This window comes from Chelativorans multitrophicus, assembly GCF_011317445.1.
Classification (GTDB): domain Bacteria; phylum Pseudomonadota; class Alphaproteobacteria; order Rhizobiales; family Rhizobiaceae; genus Chelativorans; species Chelativorans multitrophicus.
Genome location: NZ_JAAAPL010000001.1, coordinates 508405 through 526612, shown reverse-complemented (window position 1 = coordinate 526612; position 18208 = coordinate 508405). Strand labels below are relative to the sequence as shown.

General features: G+C 62.1%; 16 protein-coding genes and 1 riboswitch. Of the genes, 14 read left to right on the top strand and 2 right to left on the bottom strand.

The window, feature by feature from the left end; translation table 11 throughout:
• Positions 1-121: 121 nt before the first annotated feature.
• A riboswitch (glycine riboswitch) is annotated at positions 122-207 on the bottom strand.
• A 112-nt stretch (positions 208-319) separates the two neighbouring features.
• Complete coding sequence (locus GNP00_RS02680) at positions 320-772, bottom strand: YaiI/YqxD family protein (RefSeq protein WP_011580359.1); 453 nt, start codon at positions 770-772, stop codon at positions 320-322.
• Positions 773-842: 70 nt separating this feature from the next.
• On the opposite strand from GNP00_RS02680, the gene GNP00_RS02675 reads away from it, so the two are divergent.
• Complete coding sequence (locus tag GNP00_RS02675; RefSeq protein ID WP_011580360.1) at positions 843-2855, top strand: acetyl-CoA carboxylase biotin carboxylase subunit; 2013 nt, start codon at positions 843-845, stop codon at positions 2853-2855.
• Between the two features lie 266 nt (positions 2856-3121).
• Here GNP00_RS02675 and GNP00_RS02670 read toward each other — a convergent pair whose 3' ends face one another.
• On the bottom strand, positions 3122-4384 hold the full coding sequence (locus tag GNP00_RS02670; RefSeq protein ID WP_157038029.1) for a winged helix-turn-helix domain-containing protein: 1263 nt from the start codon (positions 4382-4384) through the stop codon (positions 3122-3124).
• Positions 4385-4749: 365 nt separating this feature from the next.
• Between GNP00_RS02670 and GNP00_RS02665 the strand changes: the two genes are divergently transcribed.
• The 13 genes from GNP00_RS02665 (at position 4750) to GNP00_RS02605 (ending at position 18205) form a co-directional block, all read left to right on the top strand.
• Entirely contained in the window at positions 4750-5115 is a 366-nt protein-coding gene (locus GNP00_RS02665; protein WP_011580362.1) for an NADH-quinone oxidoreductase subunit A, read from the top strand.
• Complete coding sequence (locus tag GNP00_RS02660) at positions 5106-5678, top strand: NuoB/complex I 20 kDa subunit family protein (RefSeq protein WP_011580363.1); 573 nt, start codon at positions 5106-5108, stop codon at positions 5676-5678. Before GNP00_RS02665 ends, GNP00_RS02660 begins: the two co-directional genes overlap by 10 nt.
• 9 nt (positions 5679-5687) lie before the next feature.
• Complete coding sequence (locus GNP00_RS02655; RefSeq protein WP_011580364.1) at positions 5688-6290, top strand: NADH-quinone oxidoreductase subunit C; 603 nt, start codon at positions 5688-5690, stop codon at positions 6288-6290.
• A 15-nt stretch (positions 6291-6305) separates the two neighbouring features.
• Positions 6306-7496, top strand: a complete 1191-nt coding sequence (locus GNP00_RS02650) for an NADH-quinone oxidoreductase subunit D (protein ID WP_011580365.1) — start codon at positions 6306-6308, stop codon at positions 7494-7496.
• Positions 7496-8533 carry an NADH-quinone oxidoreductase subunit NuoE gene (gene nuoE / locus GNP00_RS02645; RefSeq protein WP_011580366.1) on the top strand — a complete coding sequence of 346 codons (1038 nt, stop codon included), beginning with the start codon at positions 7496-7498 and terminating at the stop codon, positions 8531-8533. The genes GNP00_RS02650 and nuoE overlap by 1 nt, the downstream gene beginning before the upstream one ends.
• A gap of 10 nt (positions 8534-8543) precedes the next feature.
• A complete protein-coding gene (gene nuoF, locus GNP00_RS02640) occupies positions 8544-9848 on the top strand; it encodes an NADH-quinone oxidoreductase subunit NuoF (RefSeq protein ID WP_011580367.1) in 1305 nt (434 codons plus the stop codon).
• Positions 9849-9902: 54 nt separating this feature from the next.
• Positions 9903-11984: an NADH-quinone oxidoreductase subunit NuoG gene (nuoG, locus tag GNP00_RS02635; RefSeq protein ID WP_011580368.1), complete on the top strand. Its 2082-nt coding sequence runs from the start codon at positions 9903-9905 to the stop codon at positions 11982-11984.
• Positions 11985-11996: 12 nt separating this feature from the next.
• A complete protein-coding gene (gene nuoH, locus GNP00_RS02630) occupies positions 11997-13040 on the top strand; it encodes an NADH-quinone oxidoreductase subunit NuoH (RefSeq protein WP_011580369.1) in 1044 nt (347 codons plus the stop codon).
• Positions 13041-13074: 34 nt separating this feature from the next.
• Positions 13075-13566 carry an NADH-quinone oxidoreductase subunit NuoI gene (gene nuoI / locus GNP00_RS02625; RefSeq protein ID WP_011580370.1) on the top strand — a complete coding sequence of 164 codons (492 nt, stop codon included), beginning with the start codon at positions 13075-13077 and terminating at the stop codon, positions 13564-13566.
• Positions 13567-13687: 121 nt separating this feature from the next.
• A complete protein-coding gene (locus GNP00_RS02620; RefSeq protein WP_011580371.1) occupies positions 13688-14308 on the top strand; it encodes an NADH-quinone oxidoreductase subunit J in 621 nt (206 codons plus the stop codon).
• Between the two features lie 3 nt (positions 14309-14311).
• Complete coding sequence (gene nuoK / locus GNP00_RS02615; RefSeq protein WP_011580372.1) at positions 14312-14620, top strand: NADH-quinone oxidoreductase subunit NuoK; 309 nt, start codon at positions 14312-14314, stop codon at positions 14618-14620.
• A 90-nt stretch (positions 14621-14710) separates the two neighbouring features.
• Positions 14711-16699, top strand: coding sequence for an NADH-quinone oxidoreductase subunit L (gene nuoL / locus GNP00_RS02610; protein ID WP_011580373.1), 1989 nt, complete (start codon positions 14711-14713; stop codon positions 16697-16699).
• The gene (locus GNP00_RS02605) at positions 16700-18205 is read left to right on the top strand and encodes an NADH-quinone oxidoreductase subunit M (RefSeq protein WP_011580374.1); all 1506 of its coding nucleotides are present in this window, start codon (positions 16700-16702) and stop codon (positions 18203-18205) included.
• Positions 18206-18208: the final 3 nt, after the last annotated feature.

Here is an 18208-nt window from a genome sequence, read left to right as displayed (position 1 = left end):
CTGCCTTCGCAACGTGTCCGTGCCCCTCTGTCTGAAGCCTGAGAGACTCGCGCGCCGGAACCCTGTCGGCCACGCTTACACCTTCGGCGCGGGGCAAAAGCCCCGACTTTCCAGAGTGTCTAACCCATTCGCGGTTCTTTTGCCTGAGAGATTTCGGGCGATTTCCCCTTCGGCGGCAGCCGGGCTGCTCTCTCCCACGGACGGGCAGGATTTCTCCTATGACGGCGTGATACCTAGCGTAGGCGCAGGGCTTTGTCACCTGCCCGCAGCGAGGGAGCAAACACTTCTTTGTGCAGAACCCCCGCGGGCAACTCAAGCCTCAGCCGCCGCGCAGAGCCCGCCTGACTGCCATGTCGAGACCTTGAAGGAAGCTGCTGCGATCTTTCGCCGTGAAACTGGCGTTGTAGCCCCGGATCTCGCCCGCCTCGCGCAGATCCTGCTTCAGGTTGCGCATGGCCACATCCATGCCGATGCTTTCGCGGGTGAAGGTGCGGCCGGTGGGACCCAGCACCTGCAAGCCCTTCTCCACCAGCCTTGCCGCAAGCGGCACGTCAGCGGTGATGGCGATATCTCCTTTTGACGCATTCTCCACGATCCAATCGTCGGCCGCGTCGGCTTTGCCAGGCACCACAATGTGACGAATCATCGGATCGCGGGAAGGCCGCAGCCCTCCATTGGAGACGAAGACAACCGGGAGCCCATGGCGCTCGGCCACGCGGGTGACCTCCTCCTTTACCGGACATGCGTCAGCGTCAACATAGATCGTGGCCACGAATTGGTCTCCCGCTTGAGCAGAGCGCTACGAAACCATAGAAAAGATTGCCGGGGAGGGGAAAGGCCGCATGTTCAAAAAGATACTCATTGCCAATCGTGGCGAGATCGCCTGCCGCATCATCAAGACCGCCCGCCGGATGGGAATTGCCACGGTCGCGGTCTATTCGGAAGCCGATGCGGATGCCTTGCATGCGGAGATGGCCGACGAAGCCGTGGCGATTGGCCCTGCTCCGGCAAGCCAGAGCTACCTCGTGGCCGAGAACATCATTGCGGCCTGCAAGCAGATCGGAGCCGAGGCCGTGCATCCCGGTTACGGATTTCTCTCCGAGAACGCGGAATTCTGCGAGCGGCTGGAATCGGAGGGCATTGTCTTCATCGGCCCGAAATCCAAGGCCATCCGCGCCATGGGCGACAAGATCACCTCCAAGAAGATCGCGGCGGAAGCGGGCGTATCCACCGTGCCCGGCCATATGGGGCTGGTGGAGGATGCCGGCCATGCCGCCAGGATTGCCGCTGAGATCGGCTACCCGGTGATGATCAAGGCCTCCGCCGGTGGCGGCGGAAAGGGAATGCGGATCGCCTGGAACGATGCGGAGGCTCGCGAAGGCTTTGAGCGCTCGCGCTCGGAAGCCGCCTCGTCTTTCGGCGACAACCGCATTTTCATCGAGAAATTCGTTGAGGAGCCGCGCCATATCGAAATCCAGGTGCTGGGGGACGGCTTCGGCAACTGCATCCATCTGGGCGAGCGCGAATGCTCGATCCAGCGGCGCAACCAGAAGGTGGTGGAGGAGGCGCCTTCGCCCTTTCTCGACGCGAAGACCCGCGCGGAAATGGGCGCGCAGGCCATCGCGCTGGCCAAGGCGGTGGATTATCAGAGCGCGGGCACGGTCGAGTTCATCGTCGACAGCGAGCGCAACTTCTATTTTCTCGAAATGAACACGCGCCTGCAGGTCGAGCATCCAGTGACGGAGCTCGTCACGGGTATCGATCTCGTCGAGCAGATGATCCGCATCGCCGCCGGAGAGAGATTGGAGATCGCGCAGGACGACGTAAAGCTCAAGGGCTGGGCCATCGAGAGCAGGCTTTATGCCGAGGACCCGACGCGCAACTTCCTTCCTTCGATCGGGCGGCTTGCGCGGTACCGTCCGCCGGAGGAGGGGCGGAGCGGAGAAACTGTTTTGCGCAATGACACTGGCGTGACCGAGGGGTCGGAGATCTCGATGTTCTACGATCCCATGATCGCCAAGCTTTGCACCTGGGCACCGGATCGCCTCGGCGCGATCGATGCAATGTCGCAGGCATTGGACCGGTTCGTCGTGGACGGCATCGCCCACAACATTCCCTTCCTTGCCGCGCTCATGCGCCATCCCCGCTGGCGTGAGGGGCGGCTTTCAACCGCCTTCATCGCGGAGGAATACCCTGACGGCTTCTCGATTCCCGCGGCCGGGAAGGCAGAGCGCGCGGTGTTCTGCGCAGTGGCGCTTGCAATCGAACTTATCCGGCGTGACCGCCTCGACCGGCTTCCCGGTCGGCTCGCGCCGCATTCAGGCGTTATGCGGCGCGATTGGGTGGTGAAGCTGGACCGCGAATATATTCCGGTATCGTTGGTCGAGGGGACGGGATCCATCCCGACCGATTTGAGCATTTCGATAGATGGCGCTGCTCCGGTAACGCTCTCCTCGTCCTGGCATCCGGGCGAACGGATATGGACGGGGCGGGTAGGGCGCAAGGAAGCGGCCGTGCAGATCCGCCCTGTGCTGAATGGTCATGAGCTTTCCTGGCAGGGGGTGGCATCGGTCGTGAAGGTCATGACCCCGCGCATAGCCGAGCTCGACAGGCTGATGCCCGAACGCAAAGCCGCCGACATGTCCAAAAAGCTGCTCTGTCCAATGCCTGGCCTCGTGGTCTCCATCGCCGTGAGCGAGAATCAGGAGGTAAAGGCAGGCGAGGTGCTGGCAATCGTGGAAGCGATGAAGATGGAAAATGTGCTGCGCGCGGAGCGTGATTGCACGGTGGCCGCCGTCCTGGCGGCGCCGGGCGATAGCCTCGCCGTCGATGCGGTCATCATGGAATTTGCCTGAAGCGTGGTGACGGCGAGCAGCCGCAGGTTCTCCCCCTCTCTTGCGATTTCTAACACTTAGCCTTCGTTTTACTTCGGCTAAGATGTTGAAATCGCTTTCTCTCCCACAAGGGGAGAGATAGGGCGCATGCACCGACAGAGAGTTTTGCGGCAAGGTGGATGCCGACGTTATCTCTCCCCTTGTGGGAGAGAAAGCAAATTCCTGGGCTTAGCAAAGCTAAGTTCTTGGAATTTGCAAGAGAGGGGCCGGTGAAGCGAACGCGCCGGTTACTCCTGCGGCTCGGTGAGGGCAGCCTCGGCCACTTGGCTCGACTCGATAAGGCCAACTTTGCCGGCGGCGGCCAGTGCCGGGGCAAAATCTCCGGTGCGGGAAATCTCCACCTTCTCCAATCCGAGCCATTCCGCCATGGAATTGAGCGCCTGCCATAGTTCCGGCGCGGTGTGGCGCGGCGCGTCGGGCTCCGCATGCGCCGCCTGCACGCGCAGAACGCGGTTTTGACGGTCGGCCTTGAGATCGACGCGCGCGACGATGCTTTCGCCGAGCAGGAGGGGATAGACATAGTATCCGTAGACGCGCTTGTGCGCGGGCGTGTAAATCTCGATACGGTAGCGGAAGTTGAAAAGGCGCTCGGTGCGCGAGCGCTCCCAGATCAGCGGATCGAAGGGCGCGAGCAGTGCCCCTGCCTCGATCCTGCGCGGCATTTTCGCGTCGCGGTGCATATACGCTTTCTGCGGCCAGCCCTTTACGCTCACGGGCAGGAGCGTGCCTTCCTCGACGAGTTCCTCCACGCGCGGATAGGCATCTTCCGGTGACAAGCGAAAATAGTCCCGCAGATCGCTCGCGGTCGCGACGCCCAGCGCACGGGCGGAAATCTCGATCAGCTTTCGCTTTGCATCCTGAGGCGCAGGTGTGGGCGCTTCGTGGATCGCCGGTGGCAGGACGCGCTCCGGCAAATGGTAAAGCCGCTCAAAACTCGCCCGCCGCGAATGCGTGGTGATGAAGCCGGCCCAGAACAGCCATTCGAGCGCGCGCTTGGCGTCGCTCCATTGCCACCAGCCGGACGTGCCCTTGTGGCCCTCGATATCGGAAGCGGCAAGGGGGCCGTGCGCGGCGACTTCGGCATAGACCTGATCGATGAAGCTGCGTTGCTCGCGGCCGAACCGGGCAAGCCCGCCATAGATGCCCAGGCCCTCCCGCGCGCGCTCCATGCGCCACCGCATCAGCGGCTGAATCTCCACGGGCAGGAGCGAGGCTTCGTGCGCCCAATATTCAAAGAGGGAGCGCGGCTTTCGCGAGGCGGCACGCTCGAGAAGCTCGACGGGATAGGGGCCGAGACGGGAAAAGAGCGGCATATAATGCGCGCGTACGACCACATTGACGGAGTCGATCTGAAAGAGACCGGTGCGGCCTATCACGCGGGAGAGATGCCGGCGTCCGATAGGGCCGGACGGCGGCCGGTCCGCGAAGCCCTGAGCGGAAAGGGCGATTCGCCGCACCTCCCTTATCGTCAACTTTTCACGTGGCTTCATCTGGCCTCGGGATTTCACATTGGCGTGCGAAAGGTAGAGCCTGAATGCGCCGCGCGCCACCCGCATTGACGATCATGGCGCGGGCTCCTGACATTTTTGTCGCGGTAGCGAAATCGGTGCTTCAAAAGAAGCCTCGGCCTTCTTAAATGATAGCTGTCATCACGCCGGACAGGCGAACGGTTCCAGCAGAAAACCTGGTATTGGCAATCGGATGCCTCATTCCGGCCAAGGTTTGACTTGCGTCACCGAACCGGCTGCGCTAACCGTCGCCGCGTTGCAACAAGGGCTTTGCCGCACTGCTTATAAGCAGGCGCTCGCACTTGCCCGGTACGGAGCCCGTTCGTCGGGCAACGGAAAGTCGGAACATGAACGATCTCTTGAGTTCATATCTACCCATCATCATCTTCATGGGCGTGGCGCTGGCCATTTGCCTCGTGCTCCTCATCGCTCCGTTCATCGTGGCCTACAGGAATCCGGACCCCGAGAAGCTGTCGGCTTACGAATGCGGCTTCAATGCCTTCGATGACGCGCGCATGAAGTTCGACGTGCGGTTCTATCTCGTCTCGATCCTCTTCATTATCTTCGATCTCGAGGTCGCGTTCCTGTTCCCCTGGGCGGTGTCCTTCGGCGAGATCGGCTGGTTCGGCTTCTGGTCGATGATGATCTTCCTCGGCGTGCTGACCATCGGCTTCATCTATGAGTGGAAGAAGGGAGCGCTGGAATGGGATTGAACGATACCCTCGTTGCGCCCAGGTCGCGCGGTATCATTGACCCCAACACGGGCAACCCGGTCGGTGCGAATGATCCGTTTTACGGCGCGATCAATGAAGAGCTTTCCGACAAGGGCTTCCTTGTCACCTCCTCCGAGGCGCTGATCACCTGGGCGCGTACGGGCTCGCTGATGTGGATGACCTTCGGTCTGGCCTGTTGCGCGGTGGAGATGATGCACACCTCCATGCCGCGTTATGATGCAGAGCGTTTCGGTATCGCGCCGCGCGCCTCCCCGCGCCAGTCGGATGTGATGATCGTCGCCGGCACGCTCACCAACAAGATGGCGCCGGCCCTGCGCAAGGTCTACGACCAGATGCCGGAGCCGCGCTACGTGATCTCCATGGGATCCTGCGCCAATGGCGGCGGCTACTACCATTATTCCTATTCGGTGGTGCGCGGCTGCGATCGCATCGTGCCGGTGGATATCTATGTGCCCGGCTGCCCGCCCACCGCGGAAGCGCTGCTATACGGCATTCTTCTCCTTCAAAAGAAGATCCGCCGGACCGGCACCATCGAGCGCTAGGAGCGGACCATGAATGAAGCGCTGAGGGATCTCGCGGGCTACATCAAGGAAAAGCTGGACGGCCGGGTCCAGGACTGGATGGTCGCCTATGACGAGCTGACGATTTTCGTCGAGCCAGGCGATATCGTCGATGTCCTGACTTTCCTGAAGAGCGACGTGCAGTGCCAGTTCTTCGCCTTTGTCGATATTTCGGGCGTGGATTATCCGGCACGTGAGAGGCGCTTCGAGGTTGTCTATCACCTGCTCTCGCCGCGGCAGAACCAACGCATCCGCGTCAAGGTCTCGACCGACGAGGAAACGCCGATCCCCTCCGTGATCGAGGTTTTCCCGGCCGCGAACTGGTATGAGCGCGAGATCTATGATCTTTACGGCGTGCTTTTCACAGAGCACCCGGACCTGCGCCGTATTCTCACGGACTATGGCTTCGAGGGGCATCCGCTCAGGAAGGACTTCCCGCTCACGGGCTTTGTCGAGGTGCATTATGACGACGAGGCCAAGCGGGTCGTCTACCAACCGGTGAATCTGCGGCAGGAATTCAGAAATTTCGACTTTTTGTCTCCATGGGAGGGAACCGATTACGTCCTTCCTGGCGATGAAAAAGCAAAGCAGTGATCGGGAAGGTGTCGCGTGGCTGAAACCTCCATCCGCAACTTCAATATCAATTTCGGCCCGCAGCATCCGGCCGCGCACGGCGTGCTTCGTCTTGTTCTGGAGCTCGACGGCGAGGTGGTGGAGCGCGTGGATCCCCATATCGGGCTGCTCCACCGCGGCACCGAAAAGCTGATCGAGTATAAGACCTACCTGCAGGCGATCCCGTATTTCGACCGGCTCGACTATGTCGCGCCGATGAACCAGGAGCATGCCTTCGCGCTGGCGATCGAGCGGTTGCTGGGCATTGACGTGCCTATCCGTGGCCAGCTCATCCGTGTTCTCTATTCCGAGATCAGCCGCATCCTGAACCACCTGCTCAACATCACCACGCAGGCGATGGACGTCGGTGCGCTCACCCCGCCGCTGTGGGGGTTCGAGGAGCGCGAGAAGCTGATGGTCTTCTACGAGCGGGCTTCCGGCGCCCGCATGCACGCGGCCTATTTCCGGCCCGGCGGTGTGCACCAGGACCTGCCGGAAAAGCTGGTGGAGGATATCGGCAAGTGGATCGATCCGTTCCTGAAGACGGTCGACGATCTCGATGAACTCCTGACCGAGAACCGGATCTTCAAGCAGCGCAACGCCGATATCGGAATCGTGTCGCTCGAGGATGCCTGGGCCTGGGGCTTTTCGGGCGTGATGGTGCGCGGCTCCGGCGCGGCCTGGGACCTGCGCAAGAGCCAGCCCTACGAGTGCTACCCGGAGATGGATTTCGACATCCCTGTGGGCAAGAATGGCGACTGCTACGACCGCTATCTCATCCGCATGGAGGAGATGCGCCAGTCGGCCAAGATCATGCGGCAATGCGTTGAGCGTCTGCTCGGCAAGGAGCGCGTTGGCCCCGTCTCGAACATGGACGGCAAGGTCGTGCCGCCGAAGCGCGCCGCCATGAAGCGATCGATGGAATCGCTCATCCATCACTTCAAGCTCTATACGGAAGGCTATCACGTGCCGGCCGGCGAGGTTTACGCGGCCGTCGAGGCGCCGAAAGGCGAGTTCGGCGTCTATCTCGTGGCCGACGGCACCAACAAGCCCTACCGCTGCAAGCTGCGCGCGCCGGGCTTCGCTCATCTTCAGGCCATGGATTTCATGTGCCGCGGCCATCTTCTTGCCGACGTAACCGCCGTGCTCGGCTCCCTCGATATCGTGTTTGGTGAGGTAGACAGATAATGGCAGTCCGCCGTCTCGCAGACGAAGCCGTCCAGCCCCAGGGCTTTGCCTTCACCAGGGAAAACGAGGCCTGGGCGCATCATACGATCCGCAAATACCCCCCTGGGCGCCAGCAGTCGGCGGTGATCCCGCTTTTGATGCGCGCGCAGGAACAGGAAGGCTGGGTCACGCGCGCGGCGATCGAGCATGTCGCCAAAATGCTCGACATGCCGTTGATCCGCGTCCTGGAGGTCGCGACCTTCTATACCCAGTTCCAGCTGGCACCGGTCGGCACGCGCGCCCATGTGCAGGTCTGCGGCACCACGCCCTGCATGCTGCGCGGGGCAGGCGACCTGATCGAGGTTTGCAAGAGCAGGATCCATCCCGAGCCCTTCCACACCAATGAGGGCGGCACGCTCTCCTGGGAAGAGGTGGAGTGCCAGGGCGCCTGCGTGAACGCGCCCATGATCATGATCTCCAAGGATAGCTACGAGGATCTGACGCCAGAGCGGCTGGAAGAGATCATCGATGCGTTCGAGGCGGGCAAGGGCGACACGATCAAGCCGGGCACGCAGATCGACCGCCTGACCTCGGCGCCTGCTTCCGGTCTGACCTCGCTCACCGACGAGAGCGTTATCCTGAAGTTCCCCAATGGTGGCAAGAAGGTTGCCAAGCGCGCGGCCAAGGCCGGTGACAGCGCGGCCGTTCCCCCGACGCGGGCCGGCAGGCCGAAGACCGATGCCCTGGAGACCGATGCGGCAATCAAGTCGCCCTCGCCCGTCAAGGCGCGTAGCGGCGGCGAGAAGCGCGTCAGCGTGCGAGGGCCAAAGGAAAACCCCGTGCAGGCGGATCGTGTGGCCGAGGAGACGGAAGTTGCCTCCCGCACACGCCGTCACAGCGATGCGCCAAAGACCGAGGAGCCGTCGCTGCGCTCGCCGGAGCTGAAAAAGCGCAAGGCGCCACGCAACAAAATGGATGTCGGGCCGGAATCGCCCGAGCGCGGCGTCGACCCCGCGGGACCTGCGGGCGGTCCGGGGTCGGGCAGGAAGCGGCGCTGAGGAGAGATAGATGCTTCAGGACAAGGACCGCATCTTCACCAATATTTACGGCCAGTTCGACCGGTCGCTCCACGGTGCCATGGCGCGCGGCCACTGGGACGGCACAAAAGCCATCCTGGAAAAGGGCCGCGACTGGATCATCAACGAGATGAAGGCCTCCGGCCTGCGCGGACGCGGCGGCGCCGGCTTTCCGACCGGCCTGAAATGGTCCTTCATGCCGAAAGCGCCGACGGACCGGCCGCATTACCTCGTCGTCAATGCCGACGAGTCGGAACCCGGCACCTGCAAGGATCGCGACATCCTGCGCCACGAGCCGCACACGCTGGTGGAGGGCTGCCTCATCGCCGGCTTCGCCATGGGCGCGCATGCCGCCTACATCTATGTGCGCGGTGAGTTCATCCGCGAGCGCGAGGCGCTGCAGGCGGCCATCGACGAGTGTTACGCGCATGGTCTGCTGGGCAAGAACAACATCCATGGCTGGGACTTTGACGTAATCGTCCATCACGGCGCCGGCGCCTATATCTGCGGCGAGGAGACCGCGCTGCTCGAAAGCCTGGAAGGCAAGAAAGGCCAGCCGCGCCTGAAGCCGCCATTCCCGGCGAATATGGGTCTCTACGGCTGCCCGACCACGGTGAACAACGTGGAGTCCATTGCCGTGGCGCCCACGATCCTTCGCCGCGGCGCCGCCTGGTTCTCCTCATTCGGGCGCGAGAACAACAAGGGCACGAAGCTCTTCTGCATCTCCGGCCATGTTAACAACCCGTGCACGGTGGAGGAGGAGATGTCGATCCCCTTCCGCGAGCTCATCGACCGCCATTGCGGCGGCATTCGCGGCGGCTGGGACAATCTGCTTGCTGTGATCCCCGGCGGCTCCTCGGTGCCGCTGGTGCCGGCCGAGCAGATCATCGACGCGCCGATGGATTTCGATTCGCTGCGCGACCTGAAATCGGGTCTCGGCACGGCGGCGGTGATCGTGATGGACAAGTCCACCGACATCGTGAAGGCCATCGCGCGGCTTTCCTATTTCTACAAGCACGAAAGCTGCGGCCAATGCACGCCGTGCCGTGAAGGCACCGGCTGGATGTGGCGCGTCATGGAGCGGCTGGTGCGCGGTGAGGCGCACAAGCACGAGATCGATATGCTGCTCGACGTCACGAAGCAGGTGGAAGGGCACACGATCTGCGCGTTGGGTGACGCGGCCGCGTGGCCGATCCAGGGCCTGATCCGGCACTTCCGCCCGGAGATCGAGCGGCGCATCGACGAATTCACCCGCAACGCCCACCGCGCGGAGCCCGCGCTGGTGGCTGCGGAATAGAGTAAAACGAAAACGGATCTTGCTTCACAGGCAAGCAGTTAGCGGACGGCGATAATGGCAAGGTTGAAAGTCGACGGCACGGAGATCGAGGTACCCGATCACTACACGCTGCTGCAGGCTGCCGAGGAGGCGGGGGCGGAGATCCCGCGTTTCTGCTTCCACGAGCGGCTCTCCGTTGCCGGCAATTGCCGCATGTGCCTGGTCGAGGTGAAGGGCGGTCCGCCCAAGCCGCAGGCCTCCTGCGCCATGGGCGTGCGCGACCTGCGCCCCGGCCCCAATGGCGAACTGCCGGAAGTCTTCACCAAGAGCCCAATGGTGAAGAAGGCGCGCGAAGGCGTGATGGAGTTCCTGCTCATCAACCACCCGCTTGACTGCCCGATCTGCGATCAGGGCGGCGAGTGCGACCTGCAGGACCAGGCCATGGCCTACGGCGTGGATTCCTCGCGTTTCTACGAGAACAAGCGCGCCGTTGAGGACAAATATATCGGCCCGCTCGTCAAGACGATCATGACGCGCTGCATCCACTGCACGCGCTGTGTGCGCTTCACGACCGAGGTGGCGGGCGTCTCCGAGCTCGGCGCCACTGGCCGCGGAGAGGATATGGAGATCACCACCTATCTGGAGCGGGCGATAACGTCCGAGCTTCAGGGCAATGTGATCGACCTCTGCCCCGTGGGCGCGCTGACTTCGAAACCCTATGCCTTCCAGGCTCGCCCGTGGGAGCTCGGCAAGACGCAGTCCATCGACGTAATGGACGCGGTAGGCTCCGCCATCCGTGTCGACACGCGTGGCCGCGAGGTGATGCGCATTCTGCCGATCGTCAATGAATTCGTGAATGAGGAGTGGATCTCCGACAAAACCCGATTCGTTTGGGATGGTCTTCGCACGCAGCGCCTCGACCGGCCTTATGTCCGCAAGGGCAAGCGCCTGCAGCCGGCGACATGGAGCGAGGCGTTCGATGCGATCGCCAAGGCGGTGAAGAAGGCAGCGCCCGAAAAGATCGGCGCGATTGCCGGCGACCTCGCCAGCGTGGAAGAGATGTATGCGCTGAAGAAGCTCATGCAGTCGCTCGGCTCGCCCAATATCGACTGCCGGCAGGACGGCACGGCACTAGACCCGAAATTCGGCCGCGCAAGCTACCTCTTCAATCCGACGATCGAAGGGATCGAGCGCTCCGACGCGCTCCTCATCATCGGCGCCAATCCACGCATCGAGGCGGCGGTGCTCAACGCCCGCATCCTCAAGCGCTGGCGCATGGGCGAGTTCCCCATCGGCGTCATCGGCGAGGGTGGAGAACTGCGCTACGGCTACACCCATCTCGGTACCGGACCCGAAACGCTTTCGGACCTGGCCGAAGGCAAGGGAAGCTTCCTGTCGGTGCTCGAGAAGGCAGAGCGTCCGATGGTCATCGTGGGGCAGGGCGCTCTGGCCCGGCCGGACGGCGCGGCGGTGCTCGGCCGCGCGGCGAAGCTTGCAAACGATATCGGCGCGGTCACGCCGGAGTGGAACGGCTTTGCCGTGCTTCACACGGCAGCGGCGCGTGTGGGGGGTCTCGATCTCGGCTTCGTGCCGAATAAGGGCGGGAAGGCCGTCGCCGGCATGATGGGCGCAATGGACGTGCTCTTCCTGCTCGGCGCCGACGAGATCGATATGAACCAGATCGGCGATGCCTTCACGGTTTATATCGGCACTCATGGTGATGCCGGCGCCCATCGTGCCGACGTGATCCTGCCGGGCGCGACCTATACGGAGAAATCCGCCACTTACGTGAACACGGAAGGCCGCGTTCAGATGACCAACCGCGCCGGCTTCGCTCCGGGCGACGCCCGCGAGGATTGGGCGATCCTGCGCGCGCTCTCGGATGTGCTCGGCCACAGGTTGCCCTTCGATTCGCTTCAGCAGTTGCGTGCGAAGCTTTATGCGGAGCATCCGCATTTCGCGGGCCTCGACGCGATCGAGCCCGGCAGCGCGGACGAGGTGCTGGCGCTCGCCAGACTCTCCGGCAAGCTGAATCCCATGCCGTTCCTTTCGACGGTGACGGATTTCTATCTCACCAACCCGATCGCGCGCGCATCCGCCATCATGGCGGAATGCTCCGCGCTTGCGCGTGGCGAATTGAAACAGGCGGCCGAGTAGGGGCGAGAAACGATGGAATCCTTTGTCACGCTCTACGTTCTTCCGGGGCTTCTGATCCTGCTGAAGTCGGTCGCGCTGATCGTCATCCTGCTGGTGGGGGTCGCCTATATCCTTTACGCCGACCGCAAGATCTGGGCAGCGGTGCAGCTGCGCCGCGGTCCCAATGTGGTGGGGCCGTGGGGCCTGTTTCAGGCTTTTGCGGATCTATTCAAGTTCGTGTTCAAGGAGCCGGTCATTCCTTCCGGCGCCAACAAGGGCGTGTTCCTGCTTGCGCCGGTGGTCGCTGCTGGCCTAGCGCTTGCTGCCTGGGCCGTTATTCCAGTCAGCGAAGGCTGGGCAATAGCGAACATCAATGTGGGCATTCTCTATGTCTTCGCCATCGCTTCGCTCGAGGTCTATGGCGTGATCATGGCCGGCTGGGCGTCGAACTCGAAATACCCGTTCCTGGGCGCGCTGCGCTCGGCGGCGCAGATGGTGTCCTACGAGGTTTCCATCGGCTTCGTCATCGTGACGGTGCTGCTCGCGGTGGGTTCGCTCAACCTGACCGATATTGTGCTCTCCCAGCGTGACGGGCTCGGAACCATGGTGGGCCTGCCCAACTCCTTCCTCGACTGGCACTGGCTGGCGCTCTTCCCGATGTTCATCATCTTCTTCATCTCCGCCCTGGCGGAGACGAACCGCCCGCCATTCGATCTCGTGGAGGCCGAATCGGAGCTGGTCGCCGGCCATATGATCGAGTATTCCTCGACGCCCTTCCTGCTCTTCTTCCTCGGCGAATATGTCGCCATCGTGCTGATGTGCGCGCTCACCACCATCCTCTTCCTCGGAGGCTGGCTGCCGCCTTTCGACTTCGCTCCCTTTACCTGGGTGCCAGGCGTGGTGTGGTTCGTGCTCAAGCTGGTGGCCGTGTTCTTCATGTTCGCCCTGGTGAAATCCTTCGTGCCTCGCTACCGCTACGACCAGCTCATGCGGCTCGGCTGGAAGGTCTTCCTGCCGATCTCGCTCTTCATGGTGGTTGCGACGGCGGCATTCCTGAAATTTACGGGGCTGGTATGAAGAGCCGCCCGTCCAGATTCGCCGGAGAATGACGATGTCAGCTCTTGCTCAAGCCGCCAAATCCCTTCTCCTGAAGGAGTTTTTTGGTGCAGTCGTGCTTTCCATGCGGCAGTTCTTCGCGCCGAAGGCGACGCTGAACTATCCGCACGAGAAAGGACCGCTATCGCCCCGCTTCCGCGGCGAGCACGCGTTGCGCCGCTACCCCAATGGCGAGGAGCGCTGCATCGCCTGCAAGCTCTGCGAGGCGATCTGCCCGGCGCAGGCCATCACCATCGAGGCCGGGCCGCGCCGCAACGACGGCACGCGCCGTACCGTGCGGTACGATATCGACATGGTGAAGTGCATCTATTGCGGCTTCTGCCAGGAGGCCTGCCCTGTGGATGCCATCGTGGAAGGACCGAATTTCGAGTTCGCGACGGAAACGCGCGAGGAACTCTATTACGACAAGGACAAGCTGCTTGCGAACGGCGACCGCTGGGAGCGCGAGCTTGCGCGCAACATCGCGCTCGACGCGCCCTATCGCTGATAGGGGCGGCGGTGTCGCAGGAGTAGACGAGGGCGGGGCGCTCCTTTAAGAGAGCCGGCAATCAGGGCGGAACGGAAGGCTGGGGCGGCAGCTCCGGCAACGGGAAAAATCGAGGGAATCGATGCTGACAGGACTCGAGGCGATCTTCTTCTATCTCTTCGCCTTCATCGGGGTTGCGGCGGCCTTCATGGTCATTTCCGCGCGCAATCCCGTGCACTCGGTTCTTTTTCTGATCCTGACCTTCTTCAACGCGGCGGCACTCTTCCTGCTGACCGGGGCCGAGTTCCTGGCGATGATCCTCCTCATCGTCTATGTGGGCGCGGTGGCGGTGCTCTTCCTCTTTGTGGTCATGATGCTCGATGTGGACTTTGCCGAGCTGAAGCAGGGCGCACTTCAATATGCGCCGGTCGGCGCTATCGTGGGCATCATCCTTGCGGTGGAGCTTATCGTGGTGCTTGGCGGCTACGCCTTCACGCCGGAGATCGCCGCCGAAATCGCCCAGCCCGCGCCGGCAATCGCGGAACGGCACAACACGGCCGCATTGGGCGATATCCTTTACACGAACTACTTCTACTTCTTTCAGGTCGCGGGCCTGATCCTGCTCGTGGCCATGGTCGGCGCCATCGTGCTCACCCTCAGGCACAAGCCGAATGTGAGGCGGCAGAACATCGCCGCCCAGGTGGCGCGCACGCCTGCGACCGCGATCGAGATCCGCAAGGTGGAAACGGGCGAGGGAATCTGAGCAATGGAAGTCGGTATCGCGCATTATCTCACCGTTTCGGCCGTGCTCTTCACGCTCGGGATTTTCGGCATTTTCCTGAACCGCAAGAACGTCATCATCATCCTGATGTCGATCGAGCTCATCCTGCTTGCCGTGAACCTGAACTTCATCGCCTTCTCGGCGGTGCTGGGCGATCTGGTGGGGCAGGTTTTCGCGCTTTTCGTTCTTACCGTTGCCGCGGCCGAGGCGGCCATCGGTCTTGCCATCCTGGTGGTGTTCTTCCGCAATCGAGGCTCGATCGCGGTGGAAGACATCAACATGATGAAGGGCTGAGGCGACTGCCTTGGTTGGATTTGCACCTATGGAAACGATCACGCCCGGCACCATGCCTGAACACAAGATGCTTTAGAGGTCGGCGAAAACATGTATCAAGCAATCGTCTTCCTTCCGCTTGCGGGCTTCCTGATCGCCGGGCTCTTCGGCCGCTCGATCGGCGCCAAAGGGTCGGAATACATCACGTCCGGCCTGCTGGTGGTCTCAGCCTTCCTGTCATGGATCGCTTTCTTTCAGGTGGGCCTGGGCGACGGCGAGGCAATCACCATACCGCTTCTGCGCTTCATCTCATCCGGCGCGCTGGATGTGGACTGGGCGCTTAGGATCGACACGCTGACGGCAGTGATGCTGGTGGTGGTCAACACCGTCTCGGCGCTGGTGCACATCTATTCCATCGGCTACATGCACCACGACCCCGACCGGCCGCGCTTCTTCGCCTACCTGTCGCTCTTCACTTTCGCCATGCTCATGCTGGTGACATCCGACAACCTGGTGCAGATGTTCTTCGGCTGGGAAGGCGTGGGCCTGGCCTCCTATCTGCTTATCGGCTTCTGGTACAAGAAGCCCTCCGCCAATGCCGCGGCCATGAAAGCCTTTATCGTCAACCGCGTGGGCGATTTCGGCTTTGCGCTCGGCATTTTCGGCGTGTTCGTCCTCTTCGGTTCGATCAATTTCGACACGATCTTTGCCAACACGGCGGCCTTCATGCCGGGTGAAGGCGGGGCGGAAGCGGCCCAGCCGGTGCTGACCTTCCTGGGCTATGCCCTCGATCCGCATTCCGCGCTGACGGTCGTCTGCCTGCTCCTCTTCCTGGGCGCGATGGGCAAGTCGGCGCAGGTGCCGCTCCACACCTGGCTTCCCGACGCCATGGAAGGCCCGACGCCGGTCTCCGCCCTCATCCACGCCGCGACGATGGTGACGGCGGGCGTGTTCATGGTGGCGCGGCTGTCGCCCATTTTCGAGCTGTCGCAAACCGCCCTGACGGTGGTGACGGCCGTGGGCGCCTTCACGGCCTTCTTCGCCGCGACCGTCGGCCTCGTGCAAAACGACATCAAGCGCGTTATCGCCTATTCCACCTGCTCTCAGCTCGGCTACATGTTCGTGGCGCTCGGCACGGGCTTCTATAGCGCGGCGATCTTCCACCTCTTCACGCACGCCTTCTTCAAGGCGTTGCTCTTCCTGGGCTCAGGCTCGGTTATCCATGCGGTCTCCGACGAGCAGGACATGCGTAAGATGGGCGGCCTGAGGAAACTCATTCCGCAGACCTACTGGATGATGATCATCGGCACGCTTGCGCTGACGGGTGTCGGCATTCCCGGCACGCTTATCGGCACGGCGGGCTTCTTTTCGAAGGACGCTATCATCGAAGGCTCCTTCGTAGCCCACAACGCGGTGGCGCCCATCGCCTTCACATTGCTGGTGGTGGCCGCCGTCTTCACCAGTTTCTATTCCTGGCGGCTGATCTTCATGACCTTTCACGGCAAGCCGCGCGCCTCTTCGGACGTCATGCACCATGTGCATGAATCACCCTATGTGATGCTGGTGCCGCTCTTCCTGCTGGCGATCGGCGCCATCTTCGCCGGTCTCGTTTTCGAAGGCTTCTTCGTCGGCCACGAATACGACCACTTCTGGAAGGGCGCACTCTTTACGCTGCCAGACAATCATATGGTGGAGGAGTTCCATCATGTGCCGCTGTGGGTGAAGCTCTCGCCATTCGTGGCGATGCTGTTTGGGCTTCTTGTTGCCTGGCAGTTCTACATCCGCTCGCCGGAAAGCCCGAAGCGGCTCGCCGAACGGCACCGCGCTCTTTATGCCTTCCTGCTGAACAAGTGGTACTTCGACGAAGTATACGACTTCCTGTTCGTGCGCCCGGCGCAGCGCCTCGGCCGCTTTCTTTGGAAAAAGGGCGACGGCTGGTTCATTGACGGCTTCGGCCCCGACGGCATTTCTGCGCGGGTGGTCGACGTTGCCAATCGCGTGGTCAAGCTGCAGACCGGCTATCTCTATCATTACGCCTTCGCGATGCTGATCGGCATCGCTGCCTTCGTGACCTGGATGATGCTCGGGAGCTCCTTCTAAATGACCGACTGGCCCATTCTTTCCACGGTCACTTTCCTGCCGCTCGTCGGCGCATTCCTCATCCTGCTTATCAGGGATGACGGGCAGGGCGCGCGCCGCAACATCCGCAACGTGGCGCTGCTGACGACGGTCTTCACCTTCATCCTGTCGCTCTTCATCTGGATCGGCTTCGATTACACGACGCCCGGCTTCCAGATGGTCGAAAAGAGGGAGTGGCTGGACTCCGGCATTTCCTACCATATGGGGGTGGACGGCATTTCGATGCTGTTCGTGATCCTCACCACTTTCCTGATGCCCTTCTGCATCCTGGCAAGCTGGGAGGCGATCGACAGCCGTGTCAAGGAATACATGATCGCGTTTCTGATCCTGGAAACGCTGATGATCGGCGTCTTCTGCGCGCTCGATATCGTGCTCTTCTACGTGTTCTTCGAGGCTGGCCTCATTCCGATGTTCATCATCATCGGCGTGTGGGGCGGCAAGCGCCGGGTCTATGCGAGCTTCAAGTTCTTCCTCTATACGCTCGCCGGCTCCGTGCTCATGCTACTGGCCATGATGGCCATGTTCTGGCAGTCCGGCACGACGGACATTCCGACGCTGCTCACGCATGCCTTCCCCGTCCAGATGCAATATTGGCTTTGGATCGCCTTCTTCGCCTCCTTCGCGGTGAAGATGCCCATGTGGCCGGTGCACACCTGGCTGCCGGACGCCCACGTCGAGGCGCCGACGGCAGGCTCCGTGATCCTGGCGGGCATCCTCCTGAAAATGGGCGGCTACGGTTTTCTCCGCTTCTCCTTGCCGATGTTCCCCGAGGCGTCGGCGGAATTCGCTCCATTCGTCTTCACGCTCTCCGTTGTCGCCATCATCTACACCTCGCTGGTGGCGATGATGCAGGATGACATCAAGAAGCTCATCGCATATTCGTCCGTGGCCCATATGGGCTTCGTCACCATGGGCATTTTCGCCATGAACGAGCAGGGCGTGCAAGGCGCCATCTTCCAGATGCTCTCCCACGGCCTCGTCTCAGGCGCGCTCTTTCTGTGCGTGGGCGTGATCTACGACCGTATGCACACCCGCGAGATCTCTGCCTATGGCGGCCTCGTCAACAACATGCCGAAATATGCGGTGGCCTTCATGGTCTTCACCATGGCCAATGTGGGCCTGCCCGGTACGAGCGGCTTCGTCGGCGAGTTCCTGACGCTTTTTGCCGCCTTCCAGGTGAACACATGGGTGGCATTCTTCGCCACCACCGGCGTGGTGCTCTCTGCCGCTTATGCGCTATGGCTCTACCGCCGCGTGATTTTCGGTGCCCTGACCAAGGAGAGCCTGAAGGGACTGACGGACCTTTCGCTGCGCGAGAAGACGATCCTCTATCCGCTGGTGGCGCTGGTCATCTTCTTCGGCGTTTATCCCTCCGCACTCATCGATACCACCACGGCCTCGGTGAGCGCGCTGCTTGACCACGTCAGCGCATCGCTTTCCACCGCGCAGGCCGCGGCGGCCAATTGAACG